The organism is Streptomyces katrae (assembly GCF_000717655.1).
GTDB classification, from domain to species: domain Bacteria; phylum Actinomycetota; class Actinomycetes; order Streptomycetales; family Streptomycetaceae; genus Streptomyces; species Streptomyces katrae_B.
Genome location: NZ_JNZY01000001.1, coordinates 103356 through 124859 on the forward strand (window position 1 = coordinate 103356; position 21504 = coordinate 124859).

At 71.5% G+C, this 21504-nt stretch carries 21 protein-coding genes and 1 pseudogene; 11 read left to right on the top strand and 11 right to left on the bottom strand.

Annotation, left to right across the window (positions count from 1 at the left end):
- Positions 1-8: 8 nt before the first annotated feature.
- Positions 9-219, bottom strand: a pseudogene (locus IF09_RS42470) (class F sortase); the annotation flags it as partial.
- Positions 220-434: 215 nt separating this feature from the next.
- On the opposite strand from IF09_RS42470, the gene deoC reads away from it, so the two are divergent.
- Genes deoC through IF09_RS0100525 form a run of 3 tightly spaced genes read left to right on the top strand, consistent with a single transcriptional unit; the run spans position 435 to position 3728 of the window.
- Positions 435-1397: a deoxyribose-phosphate aldolase gene (deoC, locus tag IF09_RS0100515; protein WP_106974968.1), complete on the top strand. Its 963-nt coding sequence runs from the start codon at positions 435-437 to the stop codon at positions 1395-1397.
- Positions 1398-1402: 5 nt separating this feature from the next.
- Entirely contained in the window at positions 1403-2839 is a 1437-nt protein-coding gene (locus tag IF09_RS0100520) for an aldehyde dehydrogenase family protein (RefSeq protein ID WP_030290772.1), read from the top strand.
- Positions 2832-3728 carry an aldehyde dehydrogenase family protein gene (locus tag IF09_RS0100525; RefSeq protein ID WP_030290778.1) on the top strand — a complete coding sequence of 299 codons (897 nt, stop codon included), beginning with the start codon at positions 2832-2834 and terminating at the stop codon, positions 3726-3728. Before IF09_RS0100520 ends, IF09_RS0100525 begins: the two co-directional genes overlap by 8 nt.
- A 72-nt stretch (positions 3729-3800) precedes the next feature.
- Here IF09_RS0100525 and IF09_RS0100535 read toward each other — a convergent pair whose 3' ends face one another.
- Positions 3801-4145 carry a hypothetical protein gene (locus tag IF09_RS0100535; RefSeq protein ID WP_037633583.1) on the bottom strand — a complete coding sequence of 115 codons (345 nt, stop codon included), beginning with the start codon at positions 4143-4145 and terminating at the stop codon, positions 3801-3803.
- Between the two features lie 55 nt (positions 4146-4200).
- Between IF09_RS0100535 and IF09_RS0100540 the strand changes: the two genes are divergently transcribed.
- The gene (locus tag IF09_RS0100540) at positions 4201-4899 is read left to right on the top strand and encodes a uridine kinase family protein (RefSeq protein ID WP_078612999.1); all 699 of its coding nucleotides are present in this window, start codon (positions 4201-4203) and stop codon (positions 4897-4899) included.
- Between the two features lie 121 nt (positions 4900-5020).
- On the opposite strand, the gene IF09_RS0100545 is transcribed toward IF09_RS0100540, so the two are convergent.
- Positions 5021-5725, bottom strand: a complete 705-nt coding sequence (locus IF09_RS0100545; protein ID WP_030290788.1) for a SigE family RNA polymerase sigma factor — start codon at positions 5723-5725, stop codon at positions 5021-5023.
- Positions 5726-5903: 178 nt separating this feature from the next.
- On the opposite strand from IF09_RS0100545, the gene afsQ1 reads away from it, so the two are divergent.
- The 3 genes from afsQ1 to IF09_RS0100560 are packed head-to-tail and all read left to right on the top strand — an operon-like array spanning position 5904 to position 8675.
- Positions 5904-6581 (top strand): two-component system response regulator AfsQ1, encoded by a 678-nt coding sequence (afsQ1, locus tag IF09_RS0100550; RefSeq protein ID WP_030290789.1) that lies wholly within the window; start codon positions 5904-5906, stop codon positions 6579-6581.
- A gap of 53 nt (positions 6582-6634) precedes the next feature.
- Positions 6635-8062: a sensor histidine kinase gene (locus IF09_RS0100555; RefSeq protein ID WP_234320857.1), complete on the top strand. Its 1428-nt coding sequence runs from the start codon at positions 6635-6637 to the stop codon at positions 8060-8062.
- Positions 8046-8675 carry a hypothetical protein gene (locus tag IF09_RS0100560; protein ID WP_030290794.1) on the top strand — a complete coding sequence of 210 codons (630 nt, stop codon included), beginning with the start codon at positions 8046-8048 and terminating at the stop codon, positions 8673-8675. Before IF09_RS0100555 ends, IF09_RS0100560 begins: the two co-directional genes overlap by 17 nt.
- 329 nt (positions 8676-9004) lie before the next feature.
- Here the strand turns inward: IF09_RS0100560 and IF09_RS0100565 are convergent, their stop codons facing one another.
- From IF09_RS0100565 to IF09_RS0100575, 3 genes are all read right to left on the bottom strand, one after another.
- The gene (locus IF09_RS0100565; protein ID WP_030290796.1) at positions 9005-10660 is read right to left on the bottom strand and encodes a phospho-sugar mutase; all 1656 of its coding nucleotides are present in this window, start codon (positions 10658-10660) and stop codon (positions 9005-9007) included.
- Between the two features lie 50 nt (positions 10661-10710).
- Entirely contained in the window at positions 10711-11517 is an 807-nt protein-coding gene (locus tag IF09_RS0100570; RefSeq protein ID WP_030290798.1) for a purine-nucleoside phosphorylase, read from the bottom strand.
- Positions 11518-11677: 160 nt separating this feature from the next.
- Entirely contained in the window at positions 11678-12115 is a 438-nt protein-coding gene (locus tag IF09_RS0100575) for a gamma-glutamylcyclotransferase (protein WP_030290800.1), read from the bottom strand.
- Between the two features lie 196 nt (positions 12116-12311).
- Between IF09_RS0100575 and IF09_RS0100580 the strand changes: the two genes are divergently transcribed.
- Together IF09_RS0100580 and IF09_RS0100585 are read left to right on the top strand one after the other, a co-directional pair.
- Positions 12312-13751 carry an NAD(P)H-quinone dehydrogenase gene (locus tag IF09_RS0100580; RefSeq protein ID WP_030290802.1) on the top strand — a complete coding sequence of 480 codons (1440 nt, stop codon included), beginning with the start codon at positions 12312-12314 and terminating at the stop codon, positions 13749-13751.
- Between the two features lie 175 nt (positions 13752-13926).
- A complete protein-coding gene (locus IF09_RS0100585) occupies positions 13927-14877 on the top strand; it encodes a DeoR/GlpR family DNA-binding transcription regulator (protein WP_078612981.1) in 951 nt (316 codons plus the stop codon).
- Positions 14878-15059: 182 nt separating this feature from the next.
- On the opposite strand, the gene IF09_RS0100590 is transcribed toward IF09_RS0100585, so the two are convergent.
- The gene (locus tag IF09_RS0100590) at positions 15060-16814 is read right to left on the bottom strand and encodes an acetyl/propionyl/methylcrotonyl-CoA carboxylase subunit alpha (protein WP_030290806.1); all 1755 of its coding nucleotides are present in this window, start codon (positions 16812-16814) and stop codon (positions 15060-15062) included.
- Positions 16815-17201: 387 nt separating this feature from the next.
- Here IF09_RS0100590 and IF09_RS0100595 point away from each other — a divergent pair, with 387 nt between their 5' ends.
- Positions 17202-17717, top strand: coding sequence for a hypothetical protein (locus IF09_RS0100595; protein ID WP_051831977.1), 516 nt, complete (start codon positions 17202-17204; stop codon positions 17715-17717).
- Here IF09_RS0100595 and IF09_RS0100600 read toward each other — a convergent pair.
- The 4 genes from IF09_RS0100600 to IF09_RS0100615 form a co-directional block, all read right to left on the bottom strand.
- Positions 17698-18315, bottom strand: a complete 618-nt coding sequence (locus IF09_RS0100600) for a Maf family protein (RefSeq protein WP_030290809.1) — start codon at positions 18313-18315, stop codon at positions 17698-17700. The genes IF09_RS0100595 and IF09_RS0100600 overlap by 20 nt on opposite strands.
- A gap of 61 nt (positions 18316-18376) precedes the next feature.
- Complete coding sequence (mmpB, locus tag IF09_RS47845; RefSeq protein ID WP_267882133.1) at positions 18377-18508, bottom strand: morphogenic membrane protein MmpB; 132 nt, start codon at positions 18506-18508, stop codon at positions 18377-18379.
- 95 nt (positions 18509-18603) lie between these two features.
- The gene (locus tag IF09_RS0100610; protein ID WP_078613001.1) at positions 18604-18810 is read right to left on the bottom strand and encodes an acyl-CoA carboxylase epsilon subunit; all 207 of its coding nucleotides are present in this window, start codon (positions 18808-18810) and stop codon (positions 18604-18606) included.
- Positions 18811-18825: 15 nt separating this feature from the next.
- Positions 18826-20421: an acyl-CoA carboxylase subunit beta gene (locus tag IF09_RS0100615; protein WP_030290811.1), complete on the bottom strand. Its 1596-nt coding sequence runs from the start codon at positions 20419-20421 to the stop codon at positions 18826-18828.
- A gap of 131 nt (positions 20422-20552) precedes the next feature.
- Here IF09_RS0100615 and IF09_RS0100620 point away from each other — a divergent pair, with 131 nt between their 5' ends.
- Entirely contained in the window at positions 20553-21431 is an 879-nt protein-coding gene (locus IF09_RS0100620) for a biotin--[acetyl-CoA-carboxylase] ligase (protein ID WP_030290812.1), read from the top strand.
- The last annotated feature ends 73 nt before the right edge of the window (positions 21432-21504 follow it).

Below are 21504 nucleotides of genomic sequence, written 5' to 3' on the forward strand. Positions count from 1 at the left end.
AAGCCGTCTCAGCCCACGAGATCGGCGTACACGACGACGTTGTCGGGGCGGTGGCCGTCGGTGATCTCGTCGCCGCAGGTGATCGGCCGCAGCTCGGGGCGCGCGGTGTTCCCGTACACCTTGGCGGTCGGGAAGCTCTTCATGCCGACCGGTTCCAGCCGTGTCGAAGTGCCCGATCAGCACGGCCGGACCGGTCTCGCCCGGGGCGACGGCCTTGGTTCCGGTGGGCTGCCGAAGAGAAATTTACGGATCCTGTTCGACCGGACGGCCGGGTTCCCGTCCTCGCCGTGCAACAGGAAAAGCGGAGGTCAGCGGTCCGCAGGCGCGGACCCGGCCGGGCCCTCGCCGCGCCCGGATGTGGCCAAGCCCGCACAGATGTGCGGGCCCGGGGGGTGACAGGCCGCTACGCGCGTAGATATGCTCATCTTGTGACCATGCCCACCACCCTCACCGCATTCGCTGACGTGACGACGTCCGACAGCGCGCTGCGCCGCTTCCTGCACGGGCTGCCCGGCGTAGACGCCGTCGGCCTGGAGGCCCGCGCGGCCGCGCTCGGTACCCGTTCGATCAAGACCACGGCCAAGGCGTACGCCATTGACCTGGCCATTTCGATGATCGACCTGACCACGCTTGAGGGTGCGGACACCCCGGGCAAGGTCCGAGCGCTCTCCGCCAAGGCCGTCCATCCCGACCCGACCGACCGTTCGACGCCGATGACCGCCGCGGTCTGCGTCTACCCCGACATGGTGGCCACCGCCAAGGCCGCCCTGAACGGCGCCGACGTCAAGGTGGCCTCCGTCGCGACGGCCTTCCCGGCCGGCCGCGCCGCGCTGCCCGTCAAGCTCGCGGACACCCGTGACGCCGTCGCCGCGGGCGCCGACGAGATCGACATGGTCATCGACCGTGGCGCCTTCCTCGCCGGCCGCTACCTGGACACGTACGAGCTGATCAAGGCCGTCAAGGAGGCGTGCGTGCGCCCCGACGGCAGCGCCGCCCGTCTCAAGGTCATCTTCGAGACCGGCGAGCTGTCGACGTACGACAACATCCGCCGGGCCTCCTGGATCGGCATGCTCGCGGGCGCCGACTTCATCAAGACCTCCACCGGCAAGGTCGGCGTCAACGCCACCCCCGCCAACACGCTGCTGATGCTCGAAGCCGTCCGCGACTTCAAGGCGCAGACTGGAATCCAGATCGGCGTGAAGCCGGCCGGCGGCATCCGGACCACCAAGGACGCCATCAAGTTCCTGGTCCTGGTCAACGAGACCGTGGGCGAGGACTGGCTGTCCAACCACTGGTTCCGCTTCGGCGCCTCCAGCCTGCTCAACGACCTGTTGATGCAGCGCCAGAAGCTGAGCACCGGCCGTTACTCCGGTCCCGACTACGTGACGGTGGACTGATCACCATGGCATCTGCATTCGAGTACGCACCGGCTCCCGAGTCCCGCTCGGTCGTCGACATCGCCCCCTCGTACGGGCTCTTCATCGACGGTGAGTTCACCGACGCCGCCGACGGCAAGGTCTTCAAGACCGTCTCGCCGTCGTCCGAGGAGGTCCTCGCGGAGGTCGCCCAGGCCGGCGCCGCCGACGTCGACCGCGCCGTCAAGGCCGCCCGCAAGGCGTTCGCCACCTGGTCCGCGCTGCCCGGCTCCGAGCGCGCCAAGTACCTCTTCCGCATCGCCCGGATCATCCAGGAGCGCAGCCGTGAGCTGGCCGTCCTGGAGACCCTGGACAACGGCAAGCCGATCAAGGAGACCCGCGACGCGGACCTCCCGCTGGTCGCCGCGCACTTCTTCTACTACGCGGGCTGGGCCGACAAGCTCGACCACGCCGGCTACGGGCCGAACCCGCGCCCGCTGGGCGTCGCCGGCCAGGTCATCCCGTGGAACTTCCCGCTGCTGATGCTGGCGTGGAAGATCGCCCCGGCGCTCGCCGCCGGCAACACGGTCGTCCTCAAGCCCGCCGAGACCACCCCGCTCTCCGCGCTGTTCTTCGCGGACATCTGCCGCCAGGCCGGCCTGCCCAAGGGCGTCGTCAACATCCTCACGGGTTACGGCGACGCGGGCGCGGCCCTCGTCGAGCACCCGGACGTCAACAAGGTCGCCTTCACCGGCTCGACCGCGGTCGGCAAGGCCATCGCCCGCCAGATCGCCGGTACGGACAAGAAGGTCACCCTGGAGCTGGGCGGCAAGGGCGCCAACATCGTCTTTGACGACGCCCCCCTCGACCAGGCCGTCGAGGGCATCGTCAACGGCATCTTCTTCAACCAGGGCCAGGTCTGCTGCGCGGGCTCGCGCCTGCTGGTCCAGGAGTCGATCCACGACGAGCTGCTGGACTCCCTCAAGCGCCGCCTGAGCACCCTGCGCCTGGGCGACCCGCTCGACAAGAACACCGACATCGGCGCGATCAACTCCGCCGAGCAGCTCGCCCGGATCACCGCGCTCGCGGAGACCGGCGAGGCGGAGGGCGCCGAGCGCTGGTCCCCGGCGTGCGAGCTGCCGTCGTCCGGCTACTGGTTCGCCCCGACGCTCTTCACGAACGTCACCCAGGCGCACACCGTCGCCCGTGACGAGATCTTCGGCCCGGTCCTGTCGGTGCTGACGTTCCGTACGCCCGACGAGGCCGTCGCCAAGGCCAACAACAGCCAGTACGGCCTGTCCGCCGGCATCTGGACGGAGAAGGGCAGCCGCATCCTCGCGGTCGCGAACAAGCTCCGCGCCGGTGTCGTCTGGGCCAACACGTTCAACAAGTTCGACCCGACCTCGCCCTTCGGCGGCTACAAGGAGTCGGGCTTCGGCCGCGAGGGCGGTCGCCACGGCCTGGAGGGCTACCTCGATGTCTGAGACGACCACGCGTCTGAACGTCTTCAAGACCTACAAGCTGTACGTGGGCGGGAAGTTCCCGCGATCCGAGAGCGGCCGGGTGTACGAGGTGTCCGACTCCAAGGGCAAGTGGCTGGCCAACGCCCCCCTGTCCTCCCGCAAGGACGCGCGTGACGCGGTCGTCGCGGCCCGCAAGGCCTTCGGCGGCTGGTCGGGCGCGACCGCGTACAACCGCGGGCAGATCCTCTACCGCATCGCCGAGATGCTGGAGGGCCGCCGCGAGCAGTTCGTCCGCGAGGTCGGCGAGGCCGAGGGCCTGTCCAAGTCGAAGGCGGCCGCGGTCGTCGACGCGGCCATCGACCGCTGGGTCTGGTACGCGGGCTGGACGGACAAGATCGCCCAGATCGTGGGCGGGGCCAACCCGGTCGCGGGCCCGTTCTTCAACCTCTCCACCCCGGAGCCGACCGGTGTCGTCACGGTCGTGGCCCCGCAGGACTCGTCCTTCCTGGGGCTGATCTCGGTGATCGCCCCGGTGATCGCGACGGGCAACACGGCGGTCGTGATCGCCTCGGAGAAGGCGCCCCTCCCGGCCCTGTCCCTGGGCGAGGTGCTGGCCACCTCCGACCTGCCGGGCGGCGTCGTCAACATCCTGTCCGGCAAGGCTTCCGAGATGGGCCCGCACCTGGCGTCCCACCAGGACGTCAACGCGATCGACCTGGCGGGTGCCGGCACGGCGCTGGCCAAGGAGCTGGAGATCGCGGCGGCCGACAACCTCAAGCGCGTCCTGCGTCCACAGCCTGTGGACGACTGGAACGCCGACCCGGGCACGTCGCGCATGACGGCGTTCCTGGAGACGAAGACGGTCTGGCACCCCACGGGTTCGCTGGGCTCGGGCGGATCCTCGTACTAGGGGTCCCCCTCCGAAACCGGCCCCGGCAGCGTCCCCCGCGCTGCCGGGGCCCTTTTCGTGCCCCTTTGCGGGCTACTTCGGCAGCAGCGGGCCGAGCAGCGAGGACGCGGCCGTCTCGGGCAGCTCGCCGATGGACGGCCCCTGCGTCAGGATCCCCGTGACCATGGTGGTGCCGACCGCCGGGAAGTCGGCGACCTTGGTGGCCACCCCGTTGTCGAGCGGGTCCACCCCGGTGTGCGCCAGGGGGTTCACCTTGAGGTTCGCGATCGGGTCGGTGGCCCCGGCGAGGGCCGCCGGGACCGAGAGCTCACCGGCCTGGGCCCCGCCCGCGGCCATGGCGAGGGCCGCGCCGGCCAGGGAGAGCGTGAGGCCTGCGGAGCGCAGGGTGGAGCTGCCGGGGGCTGCGTGACGTGCCATTGGGTTTCCCGCCTGAGGTCGTAGTCGCGTGCGCACGCAGCGTAGTTGAGGTGTGATCCTGGATACCAACCGGCCACCGGAGGCATCCCCTGCGCGGGGGAATGGTTCAGACTGGTGTCCCGTGAGCTCTTCCTCTCCTTTGCCTACGCGTGTCGTCCTGTTGACCGGGCCTTCGGGCTCCGGCAAGTCCAGGTTGGCTGCCCGTTCCGGGCTGCCGGTGCTCCGCCTGGACGACTTCTACAAGGAGGCCGACGACCCGACCCTCCCGCTGGTCGAGGGCAGCTCCGACATCGACTGGGACTCCCCGCTGTCCTGGGACGCGGACGTGGCGGTCGCCGCGATCGTGGAACTCTGCGCGGCAGGCCGTACCGAGGTGCCGGTGTACTCCATCGCCACGTCCTCCCGTACGGGAACCGAGACGCTGGACATCTCCCGCACGCCGCTCTTCATCGCGGAGGGGATCTTCGCGGCGGACATCGTGGCCCGGTGCCAGGAGCTGGGGCTGCTCGCGGACGCCATCTGCCTGCGCGGGCGGCCGTCGACGACGTTCCGGCGCAGGCTGATGCGGGACCTGCGCGAGGGCCGCAAGTCACTGCCGTTCCTGCTGCGCAGGGGATGGCGGCTGATGCGGGCGGAACGGGGCATCGTGACCCGCCACATCGCCCTGGGCGCGCACGCCTGCAACCGCGACGAGGCCCTCGGCCGCCTGGCCGCCTGCGCAGCCGGCCGCCACCGCACGGCCGCCCCGGCGTAGTGAAACGAGAAGGCGGGATCATGCGGACCCCCGGCCGCCTGATCCCGCCTTCTCCCCCCGCAGGCCCCCGTCCCACCCCCGTAGGACGGCCCCCCTGGCCCATGGTCTGTGGTGTGCCGCGTTACGCGACGAGCTCCTCGAAGGACTCCGCCTCGTCGCGGCCGAAGCTCAGCACCTCGTCGTCCCGCAGGCGCCGCAGCGACCGCCAGATGCTCGACTTCACGGTGCCGACGCTGATGCCCAGGATCTCCGCGATCTCCGGGTCCGTGCGGCCCTCGTAGTAGCGCAGCACCAGCATCGTGCGCTGCGGCTCCGGGATGCGGGCCAGCGCCTGCCACAGCACCGCGCGCAGCTCCGTACCCCGCATCGCGTCCGTGTCCGAGGCCGTCTCCGGGAGCTCCTCGGTCGGGTACTCGTTCAGCTTCCGCCGGCGCCACGCGCTGATGTGCAGGTTCGTCATCGTGCGCCGCAGGTACCCGCCGACGGCGGCCTTGTCGCTGATCCGGTCCCAGGCGCGGTACGTCGAGAACAGCGCGCTCTGCAGCAGGTCCTCGGCCTCGTAACGGTCACCGGTCAGGTGGAAGGCCGTCGCGTACAGGGCGGCACGCCGCTCCTGGACGTACGCCGTGAACTCGGCCTCCGAGGTGGAGGAGAGCTCGGGCGTGTGCTTCTCCGGGACGGAAGGCCGGTACGTGTTCGCGTCGATGGCCACCGTGTGCGCCGGCCGCGGACGGGCGACCGTCACCGAACGGACACCTGCCCGGCGGTTCACATCGTGCAGCCGCGTGACAACCGCGCTGGTGGTGGTGCTGTGCAGCGTGTTCATCTCGCGCCCCCCGTCGTGGAGTCTGCTTCGGGTCCTGCTCGGTTTCGTTGGTAGAAGACTGCCCGGCCGACTTAACCGGGGTGTCCGCCGACTGTCACAGGCCTGTCACAGCGACCTCTGTGCGATCCCGTGCACCCGACGGTCGAACTCCGAACGGTCGATGGGACAGAATGAGCCCGTGCCTTTCCTGTTGCTGATCGAGGACGACGACGCCATCCGCACGGCCCTCGAACTCTCCCTGACTCGCCAGGGCCACCGTGTGGCCACCGCGGCGACGGGCGAGGACGGCCTGAAACTGCTGCGCGAGCAGCGGCCGGACCTGATCGTGCTGGACGTGATGCTGCCCGGGATCGACGGTTTCGAGGTGTGCCGGCGGATCCGCCGCACCGACCAGCTGCCGATCATCCTGCTCACCGCGCGCAGTGACGACATCGACGTGGTGGTGGGCCTCGAGTCCGGCGCCGACGACTACGTCGTCAAGCCCGTCCAGGGCCGGGTGCTCGACGCCCGGATCCGGGCCGTGCTGCGCCGTGGGGAACGGGAGGCCACCGACTCCGCGGTCTTCGGCTCCCTGGTCATCGACCGGGCCGCGATGACGGTCACGAAGAACGGCGAGGACCTCCAACTGACGCCGACCGAGCTGCGGCTGCTGTTGGAGCTCAGCCGCCGGCCCGGGCAGGCGCTCTCCCGGCAGCAGCTGCTGCGGCTGGTCTGGGAGCACGACTACCTCGGCGACTCCCGGCTCGTGGACGCCTGCGTGCAGCGGCTGCGCGCCAAGGTCGAGGAAGTGCCGTCCTCGCCGACCCTCATCCGGACCGTTCGTGGTGTCGGCTACCGGCTGGACTCGCCGCAGTGATCAAAGCTCTGTTCGCGGGCCGGCGCTGGACCAGCCTGCGGCTGCGGCTCCTGATGGTGTTCTGCCTGGTCGCGCTGGTGGCCGCGGTTTCCGCGTCCGGCATCGCGTACTGGCTCAACCGCGAGGCGGTGCTCACCCGTACCCAGGACGCGGCCCTCGGCGACTTCCGCCAGGAGATGCAGAACCGGGCCGCGGCCCTGCCCGCCGACCCGACGCCCGAGGAGATGCAGCGCACCGCCGAGCTGATGGCGGGCAGCAGCCCCGGCTACAGCGTGCTGCTGGTCGACGAGCGGGGCGGCCGCAAGGTGTTCGGCGCGGCCGGGCCCGACTCCTTCGGGCTGGACGACGTACCGGCCTCGCTGCAGCGTGCGGTGAACGACCAGCAGAAGGCGACGGCGGCCAACGACTCCGAGTACCACGTGTACTGGCAGCGGACGAAGCCGCGCGGCAATCCGTACCTGGTCGGCGGGACGCGGATCGTGGGCGGCGGGCCGACCGGCTACATGTACAAGTCCTTGGCGCAGGAGCGGGACGACCTGAACGCGCTGGGCTGGTCGCTGACCATCGCCACGGGTCTCGCGCTGCTCGGGTCGGCGCTGCTGGCGCAGGCCGCGGCCCGGACCGTCCTCAAGCCCGTGCAGCGGCTGGGGGACGCGGCGCGGCGCCTGGGCGAGGGCGAGCTGGACACCCGGCTGGAGGTGTCGGGGACCGACGAACTGGCCGATCTGTCGCACACCTTCAACAAGACGGCGGAAGCGCTGGAGAAGAAGGTCGCCGACATGAGCGCCCGGGAGGAGTCGAGCCGGCGCTTCGTCGCGGACATGTCGCACGAACTGCGCACTCCGCTGACGGCGTTGACGGCCGTCGCCGAGGTGTTGGAGGAGGAGGCCGACGACCTCGATCCGATGATCGCGCCGGCGGTGAAGCTGGTCGTCAGCGAGACCCGGCGGCTGAACGACCTGGTGGAGAACCTGATGGAGGTCACCCGCTTCGACGCGGGGACGGCACGGCTCGTGCTCGACGACGTGGACGTCGCCGACCAGGTGACGGCGTGCATCGACGCGCGGGCGTGGCTCGACGCGGTCGAACTCGACGCCGAGCGCGGCATCGTGGCGCGGCTCGATCCGCGCCGCCTCGACGTCATCCTCGCCAACCTGATCGGCAACGCGCTCAAGCACGGCGGCTCGCCGGTGCGGGTGTCGGTGGTCGTCGAGGGCGAGTGGCTGGTCATCGCGGTCCAGGACAACGGGCCGGGCATCCCGGAGGAGGTGCTGCCGCACGTCTTCGACCGGTTCTACAAGGCGAGCGCCTCGCGGCCGAAGTCGGACGGCAGCGGGCTGGGCCTGTCGATCGCCGTGGAGAACGCGCACATCCACGGCGGTGACATCACCGCCGCCAACGGGCCGGAGGGCGGCGCACTGTTCACGCTGCGGCTGCCGGTGGACGTGGGGAAGGTGATCGCCGGTGACGCGGACGCGTAGGGCGGCAGTGCTCCTGCTGGTGTCGGGCCTCGTGTCGGGCCTGGCGTCCGGCTGCGGCATCAGGGCGACGACGGTGCCGGTGGACGTCGGTCCGGCGCCTTCGCGGGTGTCGTGCGACACCCCGGAGCTGCAGACCGGGGTACAGGGCTTCCGCGCCACGGTGGAGCTCGTGTGCGGATCGCAGCTGGTCGGCGTGGAACGGGTGGTGCCGGTGCCGGAGAAGAAGCCGGTACGCGACCCCGTCGTGCTGGTCGCCGAGGCGCTGCTGGAGGCGCTGGAGCGGGAGCCGTCGGCGGAGGAGCGGGACGCGGGCTTCACGACGTCCGTCCCCGACGGGCTGACGGTCGCACCGGTGCGCCCGGGCGATCCGGCGGGCACGATCCGGCTCAGCCGCAAGCCGGAGGACCTGCCGCCGGTCGCGCTGTCGCAGGTGGTGTGCACGCTGGCGGGCAGCGAGGCCGTCTCGGCGGGCCCGGGCCCGGTGGTCCTCGGCGGCCCGGACGCGGATCCGCCGCGGGCATGGGAGTGCACGGAAGCCGTCCGCTCCCGCCCGGAATCGGTCCCCACCCTGGGCGAACTGGTCCGCCCGACGCCCAGCCCCGCACCTTCTTGACGCGCCGCTTGCACCGCTCGGCCCTGGCGGGCCTCCCCGGCTTCGCGCCGCTGCGCCGGCCTCCGACCGGCGGCTGCGGCCCGGGGGCTCCGGCCCCTGCCCGGCCCGGGGCCTTCGGCCCTTGCCCGGCCGCCTGAGCTCCCTGGCCAGGGGGTGGGGGGTGCCGTCCCCCGCCCCCGACCGAAACGGCGACGGCCCCCCGAGCCGGAGCTCAGGGGGCCGAGGGGCCGGGTCCCGGTGGACGGACCGGGGCCGGGCGGGGGCCGGAGCCCCGGGACTGCACCCGACGGACGGAGTCCGGCGCAGCGGTGCGAGCGGCGCGTGACGGATCAGATGCCCGCGGCTGCCGACAGGTCCTTCTTGATCGCGTCCAGGACCTCCTGGCCGCGGGTGCGGGCCGGTGCGAGGTCCGCGGCGTCCGCCACCGGGACCACGACCTCCAGGTAGCACTTCAGCTTCGGCTCCGTACCCGACGGCCGCACGATCACCCGGGCCTTGTAGTCGCCCTCCAGGTAGTAGCGCAGGCCGTCCGTGGGCGGCAGCGTCTCCGTACCCCGGTTCAGGTCCTCCGCCGAGGAGACCCGCAGGCCCGCCAGCGACACCGGCGGCTGCGCCCGCAGCGCAGCCATCGCCGAGGCGATGACCGACAGGTCCGAGACGCGGACCGACAGCTGGTCGGTGGCGTGCAGGCCGTGCTCCATCGCCAGGTCGTCCAGCAGGTCGGTCAGCGTGCGGCCCTGCTCCTTGAGCTCCGAGGCGAGTTCCGCCACCAGCAGGGCGGCCGTGACGCCGTCCTTGTCGCGGACGCCCTCGGGGTCCACGCAGTAGCCGAGCGCCTCCTCGTAGCCGTAGCGCAGGCCCTCGACGCGGGCGATCCACTTGAAGCCGGTGAGGGTCTCCTCGTAGCCGACGCCCGCCGCCTGCGCGATCCGTCCCAGCAGGGACGACGACACGATGGACTCGGCGAAGACGCCCGTCGCGCCCTTGTGGACCAGGTGGGCCGCGAGCAGCGCGCCGACCTCGTCGCCGCGCAGCATGCGCCAGCCGGTCGCCGAAGCGTCGTCCGGGACGGCCACCGCGCAGCGGTCCGCGTCCGGGTCGTTCGCGATCACGATGTCCGGCCCGGCCTCGGCGGCCTTGGCGAAGGCCAGGTCCATCGCGCCCGGCTCCTCCGGGTTCGGGAAGGCCACCGTCGGGAAGGCCGGGTCCGGCTCCGCCTGCTCGGCCACGAGGACCGGCTCCGGGAAGCCGGCGCGGGCGAAGGCGGCCAGCACGACGTCCTTGCCGACGCCGTGCATGGCCGTGTAGACGGTCCGCACGCCCCGGGGGGAGCCGGGGGTCAGGACGGCGTCCGTACGGGCCAGGTAGGCCTCCAGGACCTCGTCGCCGAGGTCCTCCCAGCCGGACTCCGGACGGGGGACCGAGGCGAGGGTGTCCACGCGCCCGATCTCCGCGGCGATCTCCGTGTCCGCCGGGGACACGATCTGCGAGCCGTCGCCGAGGTAGACCTTGTAGCCGTTGTCCCGGGGCGGGTTGTGGCTCGCGGTCACCTCGACGCCGGCGACGGCACCCAGGTGCCGTATGGCGTACGCGAGGACGGGCGTCGGCAGCGGGCGGGGCAGGACGGCCGCGCGCAGGCCCGCGCCGGTCATCACGGCGGCGGTGTCACGGGCGAAGTCCGCGGACTTGTACCGCGCGTCGTAGCCGACGACGACCAGGCCGCCGGCGTGGCCCTGGGCCTTCAGGTAGGCCGCGAGGCCCGCCGCGGCCCGGATGACCACCGAGCGGTTCATCCGCATCGGGCCCGCGCCGATCTCGCCGCGCAGTCCGGCGGTGCCGAACTGGAGGGTGCCGGAGAAGCGGTCCGCAAGCTCCGTGACGTCCCCGGCCTCGATGAGCTTCGTGAGCTCCTCGGCCGTCTCGGGGTCCGGGTCCTCCGCCAGCCAGGCCCGGGCCCGGGTGATCAGGTCGTCCTGTTCCTGCACTACTTCCGCCTTGTCTCTCGTACGGTCTTTTCTCGTACGGTTCCGGTGCCTCAGATGCGGGCGAGGACCTGGGTCAGCAGCTTGCCCATGCGCGCGGCCGAGTCACGGCCGGCCTGGAGCACCTCTTCGTGGTTCAGCGGCTCGCCGGAGAGGCCCGCCGCCAGGTTGGTGACCAGGGAGATGCCGAGCACCTCGGCGCCGGCCTCGCGGGCGGCGATCGCCTCGAGGACCGTGGACATGCCGACCAGGTCGGCGCCCATGACGCGGATCATGTTGATCTCGGCCGGGGTCTCGTAGTGCGGGCCGGGGAACTGGACGTAGACGCCCTCTTCGAGGGTCTCGTCGATCTCCTTGCACATCGCGCGCAGGCGCGGCGAGTACAGGTCGGTCAGGTCCACGAAGTTCGCGCCGACGATCGGCGAGGCGGCCGTCAGGTTGAGGTGGTCGCTGATCAGGACGGGCTGGCCGGGCTTCATGCCCTCGCGCAGACCGCCGCAGCCGTTGGTCAGGACGACGGTCTTGCAGCCGGCGGCGACGGCGGTGCGCACGCCGTGGGCGACGGCGGCGACGCCGCGGCCCTCGTAGTAGTGGGTCCGGCCGAGGAAGAGCAGCGCACGCTTGTCGCCGATCTTGTACGAGCGGATCTTGCCGCCGTGGCCCTCGACCGCGGGCGGCGGGAAGCCGGGCAGTTCGGTGACGGGGAACTCGGCGTCGGGTGCGCCCAGCGCCTCTGCGGCGGGGGCCCAGCCGGAGCCCATGACGAGGGCGACATCGTGGGTTTCGGCGCCGGTCAGCTCACGCAGGCGGGCGGCTGCGGCGGTGGCGTCGGCGAAGGGGTCGGTAACAGATGCGTTCACGCAGACGAGCGTAGCCGAGCATTGCCTACGCGCGTAGATGGCGCAGCTCACGGTGTTCGGATCGTTGCCTTGTCGTTTCCGCCGAATCGACCGCTTTCCGACGCGCCGCGGCCGGGCGCCGACCGGACGAGTTCGGCCCATCGCAAAGGGAGAGGAGGCCTCAGCAGGGCCGCTTGCGCAGTTCCATCACGTAGTCGTGCGGTGCGCCCGCCGATTCGGCGGCGTCGGCGAGCTCACCCAGGTAGCGCGCCGAGGGCAGGCCGCCCTCGTAGCCGTTCAGCACGTAGCACCACGCCGCCTCCTCGCCGTCCAGCGTGTGGACGCGGATCCGCATCCGGCGGTAGATGTCGAGCCCGACGCCCTCCCACCGGTCCATGGAGTCCTCGTCCAGCGGCGCGATGTCGTACAGCGCGACGAACACCTGGTGCCTCGGGGCCTCGACGATCGTGGCGAGGGCGCCCTCCCACCCCATCTGCTCACCGCCGAAGGTCAGCCGCCAGTCGTTGATCCAGCCCGTGCCGCGCAGCGGCGAATGCGGAGCGCGGCGCGTCATCAGCCGCGGGTCGAGGTTGCCGGCGTACGCGGCGTAGAGCGACATGAGGTCGAGGGTACGGGAGGGGCGGGGATGGCCGCGTGCCCGGATGGTGCCCGGACGGCGCACGGATGGCCGGACCGGGGGAGAAGCACCTTGAAGCGTGCGGGACAATGGGGCACGGAATGCATCCCCCGGGGAGACCCCCCGGAAGCCCCGGCCGGGGCGGCAGCCGGCCGGGTAGACGTGAGGCGGAGTTTTCGTGACCCGGATCGTGATCATCGGCGGCGGACCCGGCGGGTATGAGGCGGCCCTCGTGGGGGCCCAGCTCGGCGCGGAGGTGACCGTCGTCGACTGCGACGGCCTCGGTGGCGCGTCCGTCCTCACCGACTGCGTACCCTCCAAGACCCTCATTGCGACCGCCGAGGTCATGACGACCTTCGACTCGTCGTACGAGGAGCTCGGCATCGTCGTCGCCGACGACACCCCGCACATCGAGCAGGCCGCGCGCGTCGTCGGCGTCGACCTCGGCAAGGTGAACCGGCGCGTCAAGCGCCTCGCGCTCGCCCAGTCGCACGACATCACCGCCTCCGTCACCCGGGCCGGCGCCCGCGTCGTACGGGGCCGCGGCAAGCTCGGCGGCCCGCAGGGCATCGACGGCACGCGCGACGTCATCGTCACCGCCGCCGACGGCACCGAGACGATCCTCACGGCCGACGCCGTGCTGATCGCGACCGGCGGCCACCCCCGCGAGATCCCGGACGCCATGCCCGACGGCGAGCGGATCCTGAACTGGACCCAGGTCTACGACCTGGACGAGCTCCCCGAAGAGCTCATCGTGGTGGGCTCCGGCGTCACCGGCGCCGAGTTCGCCGGCGCGTACCAGGCCCTCGGCTCCCGGGTGACGCTGGTCTCCTCCCGCGACCGCGTGCTGCCCGGCGAGGACCCGGACGCGGCCGCCGTCCTCGAGGACGTCTTCCGCCGCCGCGGCATGAACGTCATCGGGCGCTCGCGCGCCGAGTCCGCCAAGCGCGTCGGCGACCGGGTCGAGGTCACCCTCTCCGACGGCCGCGTCATCACCGGCACGCACTGCCTGATGGCCGTCGGCGCGATCCCGAACACCAAGGACATGAACCTGGAGGAGTCCGGGGTCCGGCTCAAGGACTCCGGGCACATCTGGACCGACAAGGTCTCCCGTACGTCCGCGCCCGGCGTGTACGCGGCCGGCGACGTGACGGGCATCTTTGCGCTGGCCTCCGTCGCCGCCATGCAGGGCCGCATCGCGATGTACCACTTCCTCGGCGACGCGGTGGCCCCGCTGAACCTCAAGACGGTCTCCTCGAACGTCTTCACCGACCCGGAGATCGCCACCGTCGGCTACACCCAGGCCGACGTGGACGCCGGCAAGATCGACGCCCGCGTGGTGAAGCTGCCGCTGCTGCGCAACCCGCGCGCCAAGATGCAGGGCATCCGGGACGGTTTCGTGAAGCTGTTCTGCCGCCCCGGCACCGGGATCGTGGTGGGCGGTGTGGTCGTGTCGCCGCGCGCGAGCGAGCTGATCCACCCCATCTCGATCGCCGTCGACAACAACCTGACCGTCGAGCAGATCGCAAACGCGTTCACGGTGTACCCCTCGCTGTCGGGATCGATCGCCGAGGTCGCGCGCCAGCTGCACACGCGGAAGGCCGCCGGCGAGGCGTGAGAACGGCAACCGCCGCACGTCGCAAGGGGACTTGGGGTGGGTCGCCGGTGAGTGAAGAGACGTTCACTCAGTCGTCCGGACGCGTATACCACTAGTCGCCCTGTTTTATGGACAACTTCGGTATTCCGGCGCAAGGAGCTGAAACAAGACGGTCGTTGGGGTTACTGTCAGTTTCGTGTTCGCTGCAGAACGTCGCCAATTGATTCTCGAAATGGTGCGGGCCAACGGAGCGGTATCGCTCCGTGAGCTCGCCCGCGTCGTCCAGACCTCCGAAGTGACCGTACGGCGGGACGTGCGGGCGCTGGAGGCAGAAGGACTCCTCGACCGCCGACACGGCGGTGCGGTATTGCCGGGCGGTTTCACGCGGGAGTCCGGGTTTCCGCAAAAGTCCCATCTCGCGACGGCGGAAAAGACCGCCATTGCCGACGTGGCGGCCGGCCTTGTCGAAGAAGGCGAGGCCGTCGTCGTCGGCGCGGGCACCACGACCCAGGAGCTGGCCCGCCGGCTCGCCCGGGTGCCCGGACTGACCGTCGTCACCAACTCGCTGCTGGTCGCGCAGGCTCTGGCCCACGCGAACCGGGTGGAGGTGGTCATGACCGGCGGGACCCTGCGGGGCTCGAACTACGCGCTGGTCGGCAGCGGTGCCGAGCAGTCCCTCCAGGGGCTGCGGGTGTCGCGGGCCTTCCTCTCCGGGAGCGGCCTGACCGCCGAGCGCGGGCTGTCCACGTCCAACATGCTCAGCGCGAGCGTGGACCGGGCGCTGGTGCAGGCCGCGGCGGAAGTGGTGGTACTGGCCGACCACACGAAGCTCGGTACCGACACCATGTTCCAGACCGTGCCGACGGACGTGATGACCCGTCTGGTCACGGACGAGCCGCCGCCGCACGACGACCGGGCGGCGACGGAGCTGCAGGCGCTCGCCGACCAGGGAGTGCAGATCACCGTGGCGGGGGCCGTTGCCTCCGGCGGTGAGGGGATGGTGGGCCGGCGCCCGCGCAGGGAGTCCCCGCTGCCGGTGCAGAGGCGTGGGGGGCCGTCGGCGCAGCTGCGCAGCGCGCCTGCCTCGCTGCTCGAGCAGGCTGCGGCCGGGGACCGCCCCCGCGTCGCGGACATGAGGCGCAGGTAGGAGCCCCGGGGCTCCGCCCCGGACCCCGCGCCTCAAACGCCGGCGGGGCTGGATCTTCCAGCCCCGCCGGCGTTTGAGGCGCGGGGGTTCCCAGGGGCCGGCCCCCGGCAGCGGCGCCGCAGACGAAAAAACGGGGTCCCCGGGGCGGTGGCCCCGGGAACCCCGTCAGGAGTGCAAGGACCTCAGTCCTTGATCTCGCAGATGGTGGCGCCGGAGGTGAGGCTGGCGCCGACCTCGGCTGTCAGGCCGACGATCGTCCCGGAGCGGTGCGCATTCAGCGGCTGCTCCATCTTCATGGCCTCGAGTACGACGACCAGGTCGCCCTCGTTGACCTGCTGGCCCTCCTCGACCGCGACCTTGACGATCGTGCCCTGCATCGGGGACGCGAGGGTGTCGCCGGAGGCCGCCGGGCCGGACTTCTTGGCCGCGCGGCGCTTCGGCTTCGCGCCGCCCGCAGCGGCCGTGCGCGCCAGGGTCATGCCCAGCGAGGACGGCAGCGAGACCTCGAGGCGCTTGCCGCCGACCTCGACGACCACCGTCTCGCGGCCCGGCTCGTCTTCGGCGTCGTCCGCAGCCGGAGCCGCGAACGCCGGGATCTCGTTGACGAACTCGGTCTCGATCCAGCGGGTGTGCACCTGGAAGGGGTCCGAGGTGAACGCCGGGTCGGCGACGACCGCGCGGTGGAACGGGATGGCCGTGGCCATGCCCTCGACCTCGAACTCGGCCAGCGCGCGGGCGGCACGCTGGAGCGCCTGCTCGCGGGTGGCGCCGGTGACGATCAGCTTGGCCAGCAGGGAGTCCCAGGCCGGGCCGATGACGGAGCCGGACTCGACACCCGCGTCGAGGCGGACGCCCGGGCCGGTCGGCGCGACGAACTTCGTCACCGTGCCGGGCGCCGGGAGGAAGCCGCGGCCCGGGTCCTCGCCGTTGATGCGGAACTCGATGGAGTGGCCGCGCAGCACCGGGTCCCCGTAGCCGAGCTCCTCGCCGTCGGCGATGCGGAACATCTCGCGGACCAGGTCGATGCCGGCGACCTCTTCGGTGACCGGGTGCTCGACCTGCAGGCGGGTGTTGACCTCCAGGAAGGAGATCAGGCCGTCGGCGGAGACGAGGAACTCCACCGTGCCGGCGCCGACGTAGCCGGCCTCCTTCAGGATGGCCTTGGAAGCGGCGTACAGCTCCGCGTTCTGCGCCTCGGTCAGGAACGGCGCGGGAGCCTCCTCCACCAGCTTCTGGTGGCGGCGCTGCAGCGAGCAGTCACGGGTGGAGACGACGACCACGTTGCCGTGGCTGTCGGCCAGGCACTGGGTCTCGACGTGCCGCGGCTTGTCGAGGTAGCGCTCGACGAAGCACTCGCCGCGGCCGAAGGCGGCGACGGCCTCGCGTACGGCGGAGTCGTAGAGCTCCGGCACCTCTTCGAGGGTGCGGGCGACCTTCAGGCCGCGACCGCCGCCGCCGAAGGCGGCCTTGATCGCGATCGGCAGGCCGTGCTCCTTGGCGAACGCCACGACTTCTTCGGCACCCGAGACCGGGTCCGGCGTACCGGCGACCAGCGGGGCGCCTGCGCGCTGCGCGATGTGCCGGGCGGCGACCTTGTCGCCGAGGTCGCGGATGGCCTGCGGCGGCGGGCCGATCCAGGTCAGGCCGGCGTCGAGCACGGCCTGCGCGAAGTCGGCGTTCTCGGAGAGGAAGCCGTATCCGGGATGGATGGCGTCCGCGCCGGAATCGGCTGCGGCCTGCAGGACCTTGGAGATGTCCAAGTAGCTGGCGGCCGGGGTGTCACCGCCCAACGCGAAAGCTTCGTCGGCCGCGCGGACATGCAGAGCGTCCCGGTCCGGATCGGCGTAGACGGCTACGCTTGCGATTCCGGCATCCCGGCAGGCCCGAGCAACGCGGACAGCGATTTCGCCACGGTTGGCGATGAGCACCTTGCGCACGATGGCTCCCTCCTTGAAACAAGCTGAGTTTAGGGACAGCCCACACGGCGTTTCGACCCTTCCCTGGTGGTGACCTTGCCCACACGCAGTGTGATTCGAGTCCACCTCCAGGCAGGAAAGCCCTTGTGGCGCCCCAGGTCAGGGGGATCCCCAACTGCACAGTAACCCCGTCATGTATCCAAGGTCTCTGTCCGCCGGGTCAGCGGCCCCCTGTGATTCTTTGTCGAGTCCCTACGAACGGCCCACACATTCTTTGCGTGTCCGCGGTACGGGGGCCCTTCGCGTAACGAAGCTGCCCGGACCCCTTGTCCGTACGTTTACCCGTTAGTAGCCTCCAGGCGTCGAACAGGCTTGTGGCCGGGGACGTGTGGGGAGGGGTGGGTCGTCGTGGGCGTCGTGCTGCGCAGACTCGTGGCCGGGCTGGCCGCGGTCGTGCTCGTCGCCGAGGCGGCGGTGCTCGTTCTCGTGCACTTCGTGCTCGGCCGGACCACCCACAACCAGTCGATGTCCATCGCCGGCATGGACCCGGATGTCATGTCCCTGGCGACGTACGGGATGGGGGCCGGCATCGGCGCCTTCCTGCTCCTGTGCGCCGTGCTGCTCGCCGTGGTGGCCGTACGCGACCGGGCCCCCGGCACCTTCGCCCGCATCGTGCTCGTCACCGCCGCCGTCACCCACGGGCTGCTCGGCGCCCTCGCCGTCGGCCTGGTCGGCTGGGGCGCCTTCGCCGTGATGATGCTGATCCTCTGCCTGCTCGTCCTGACCCTGGTGCTCTACGCGGCCCAGGGCGGGGCCGGGGCGCCCGCAGGGGGCGCCGGGGGCGGACCGGACGGCCAGGAGGGGCGGGACGCCCAGGACGCCCCGCCTCCGCCCCTCGGGGAGCTCAAGCCCACAAATCCGTGATGGACACACCGAGTTCGCCCAGCAGGGAGCGCAGCAGCGGCATCGACAGCCCGATGACGTTCCCGTGGTCGCCGTCGATGCCCTCGATGAACGGCGCCGACAGCCCGTCCAGCGTGAATGCCCCGGCCACGTGCAGCGGCTCGCCGCTCGCCACGTACGCCGCCACCTCCGCGTCCGTCGGCTCGCCGAACCGGACCGTCGTGGAAGCCGTGGCCGAGACCTGACGCCCGGTCGCCGTGTCGATCACGCAGTGCCCGGTGCGCAGTACACCGGCCCGTCCGCGCATCGACTTCCAGCGGGCGGTGGCCTCCTCGGCGTCCGCCGGCTTGCCGAGCGCCTCGCCGTCCAGCTCCAGCACCGAGTCGCAGCCGATCACCAAGGCGCCCGCGGCCTCGTCCAGGGCCGCCACCACGCCCGCCTTGGCCTCGGCCAGCGCCAGCGCCAGCTCGGCGGGGGTCTCCGCGCTGAGCGCGTCCTCGTCGAAGTTGCTGACGATCACGTGCGGGGCCAGCCCGGCCTGCCGCAGCAGGTTGAGCCGGGCGGGTGAGGCGGAGGCGAGGACGAGGGCGTGGGCCGGGGCCTGGGCAGCAGCAGTCATGCCGCCATCGTAGGGGCGGGGATCCGGCACCCGGCACGCACCGGGACACCCTGCACGGAGGCTAGAAGCCCACGCCCAGCACGTACACGACCACCACCATCGCGAGGACGACCACCAGGGTCATCCGCCGGACCATCGCCTGCACGTCGCGCATGTCCTTCGGCGGCTCGTTCTTCGGGTCTGACCAGAGCATGCCTCGATCCTGGCCCCGGCGACCGGAGTGGCGCCTGAGTACGCGTACTCAGGCGCCACGGTCCGTTCACGCCATCTTCACCACCGGAAGGCGGCCTAACCGGGCCAGTAGGTACGCGCCCACGCGCGCGGCCCCGGCTGCGGCAGCGTCCGCCGCGCCACCCGGGCCGGCGCCGACCAGTCGTCCGCCACCCGCGGCGCGTCCGACGGTGCCGAGGCCAGCACCGCCGCGCGCGCTTGGACCACCGCCAGTGCGGCGGCCAGCTCCTCGGGCGTCGGATTCCCCTTGACGACCTTGATCACCACAGGACTGACCTCCTACAGGGGGATGTTGCCGTGCTTCTTGGGGGGCAGGGACTCGCGCTTGGTGCGCAGCTGGCGCAGCCCCTTGACCACGTGGGCCCGCGTCTCGGACGGCATGGTCACCGCGTCGATGTAACCGCGCTCGGCGGCCGTGTACGGGTTCAGCAGGGCGTCCTCGTACTCGGTGATGAGCCGGGCCCGGGTCTCCTCGGCGTTGCCCGCCTCCTCCGCCTCGGCGATGGCACGGCGGTGCAGGATGTTGACCGCGCCCTGCGCGCCCATGACGGCGATCTGGGCGGTCGGCCAGGCCAGGTTCAGGTCCGCGCCGAGGTGCTTGGAGCCCATGACGTCGTACGCGCCGCCGAACGCCTTGCGGGTGATGACGGTGATCAGGGGGACGGTGGCCTCGGCGTACGCGTAGATCAGCTTCGCGCCGCGCCGGATGATTCCGTTGTACTCCTGGTCCGTGCCCGGCAGGAAGCCCGGCACGTCCACGAACGTCAGCACCGGGATGTTGAAGGCGTCGCACGTCCGCACGAAGCGGGCGGCCTTCTCGGAGGCGTTGATGTCCAGGCAGCCGGCGAACTGCATCGGCTGGTTGGCGACGATGCCCACCGGGTGCCCCTCGACCCGGCCGAAGCCGGTGAGGATGTTCGGCGCGAAGAGCGCCTGCGTCTCCAGGAACTCCGCGTCGTCGAGCACGTGCTCGATCACGGTGTGCATGTCGTACGGCTGGTTCGCGCTGTCCGGGATCAGGACGTCGAGCTCGCGGTCGGCCTCGGTGACCTCGGTGTCCGCCTCCTCCGGGAAGGCGGGCGGCTCGGAGAGGTTGTTCGACGGCAGGTACGCCAGCAGGTTCTTGACGTACTCGATGGCGTCCTTCTCGTCCCCGGCCATGTGGTGGGCCACGCCCGAGGTGGAGTTGTGGGTGCGGGCGCCGCCCAGCTCCTCGAAGCCCACGTCCTCGCCGGTGACGGTCTTGATGACGTCCGGGCCGGTGATGAACATGTGCGAGGTCTGGTCGACCATCACGGTGAAGTCGGTGATGGCGGGGGAGTACACGGCGCCGCCGGCGCACGGGCCCACGATCAGGCTGATCTGCGGAATGACGCCCGAGGCGTGCACGTTCCGGCGGAAGATCTCGCCGTACATGCCCAGGGCGCTGACGCCCTCCTGGATGCGGGCGCCGCCGGAGTCGTTGATGCCGACGAGCGGGCAGCCGGTCTTCAGCGCGAAGTCCATGACCTTCATGATCTTCTGGCCGTAGACCTCGCCGAGGGCCCCGCCGAAGACGGTGAAGTCCTGCGAGAACACGGCCACCGGGCGGCCGTCCACCGTGCCGTAGCCGGTGACGACGCCGTCGCCGTAGGGGCGGGTCTTCTCCAGCCCGAAGTTGGTCGACCGGTGCCGGGCGAACTCGTCGAGCTCGACGAAGGACCCCTCGTCCAGCAGCAGGGCGACCCGCTCACGTGCCGTCAGCTTCCCCTTGGCGTGCTGCTTCTCCACCGCGCGCGCTGACCCGGCGTGAGTGGCTTCGTCGATGCGGCGCTGCAGGTCCGCGATCTTGCCCGCGGTCGTGTGCATGTCGATCGGCTCTGAGGGTTGTGACATCGGGGTCGCGGCTCCCTGTGTGGTGTCAACTGCCTGGTCAATTGATTGACTACTGCTGGCTACTGGTGCGTAGCGTATCGGCGGGCATGGCGCTCGGCAGTGCGGCGTTTGACACACCTACTGTGGGTTGCATGACGCCATCAGATGCATCAGGAGGGGCTCCGTCCGGAGCCGCCGCCGGCCGCTGGTCGAGCCTCGACCGGCCGCCGCTGAACGCCGCCGCGCTGGAGCGGGCCCTCGTCGGGGACGGGGGGCTGTGGTCCTCGGTCGAGGTGGTCGCCGCCACCGGGTCCACCAACACCGATCTCGCGGCCCGGGCCGGGCAGCTGCCCGAGGGGGCCGTGCTCGTCGCCGAGGAGCAGACCGCCGGGCGCGGGCGGCTCGACCGGAGCTGGGTCGCGCCCCCCCGGTCCGGGCTGTTCTTCTCCGTCCTGCTCAAGCCGGGCGACTCCGTACCGCAGGAGCGGTGGGGGTGGCTGACCCTGCTGGCCGGGGTGGCCGCCGCGAGCGGGGTGTCGCGGGCCGCGGGCGTGGACACGGCCCTCAAATGGCCCAACGACCTGCTGATCACCGTGGAGGGGGAGGAACGCAAGACCGGCGGCATCCTCGCCGAACGGGTCAGCGACGGGGTCGTCCTCGGGATCGGGCTCAACGTCACCCTCACCGAGGACGAGCTGCCCGTACCGGAAGCCGGGTCGCTGATCCTCGCGAAGGCCGCCGTGACGGACCGGGAACCCCTGCTGAAGGCCGTACTGCGGTCCCTGGAGCACTGGTACGGGCAATGGCGGGCGGCGGGCGGGGACCCGGCCGCCAGCGGGCTCCAGGAGGCGTACGCGGCGGACTGCGTCACGCTCGGCCGGCACGTACGGGCGGACCTGCCCGGCGGCCGCACGCTCACCGGGACGGCCGAAGCGGTGGACGCGGACGGGCGGCTCGTCGTACGGACGGCGGAGGACCGGCACGAGACCGTGGGGGCCGGGGACGTGGTGCATCTGCGGTCGGTGCGGTAGCCCGGCCGCAGCTGCAGGGAGTGGGGAGTGAGCTACGGCACACCTGCCGTATGGTTTAGGCGATCCCGGTCCT

Bases quoted from the DNA above. Each gene is read 5' to 3' on its own strand.
- deoC (WP_106974968.1), top strand. From the start codon at position 435: ATGCCCACCACCCTCACCGCATTCGCTGACGTGACGACGTCCGACAGC.
- IF09_RS0100520 (WP_030290772.1), top strand. From the start codon at position 1,403: ATGGCATCTGCATTCGAGTACGCACCGGCTCCCGAGTCCCGCTCGGTC.
- IF09_RS0100525 (WP_030290778.1), top strand. From the start codon at position 2,832: ATGTCTGAGACGACCACGCGTCTGAACGTCTTCAAGACCTACAAGCTG.
- IF09_RS0100535 (WP_037633583.1), bottom strand. From the start codon at position 4,145: ATGGCACGTCACGCAGCCCCCGGCAGCTCCACCCTGCGCTCCGCAGGC.
- IF09_RS0100545 (WP_030290788.1), bottom strand. From the start codon at position 5,725: ATGAACACGCTGCACAGCACCACCACCAGCGCGGTTGTCACGCGGCTG.
- IF09_RS0100555 (WP_234320857.1), top strand. From the start codon at position 6,635: ATGGTGTTCTGCCTGGTCGCGCTGGTGGCCGCGGTTTCCGCGTCCGGC.
- IF09_RS0100575 (WP_030290800.1), bottom strand. From the start codon at position 12,115: ATGTCGCTCTACGCCGCGTACGCCGGCAACCTCGACCCGCGGCTGATG.
- IF09_RS0100600 (WP_030290809.1), bottom strand. From the start codon at position 18,315: ATGACTGCTGCTGCCCAGGCCCCGGCCCACGCCCTCGTCCTCGCCTCC.
- mmpB (WP_267882133.1), bottom strand. From the start codon at position 18,508: ATGCTCTGGTCAGACCCGAAGAACGAGCCGCCGAAGGACATGCGCGAC.
- IF09_RS0100615 (WP_030290811.1), bottom strand. From the start codon at position 20,421: ATGTCACAACCCTCAGAGCCGATCGACATGCACACGACCGCGGGCAAG.
- IF09_RS0100620 (WP_030290812.1), top strand. From the start codon at position 20,553: ATGACGCCATCAGATGCATCAGGAGGGGCTCCGTCCGGAGCCGCCGCC.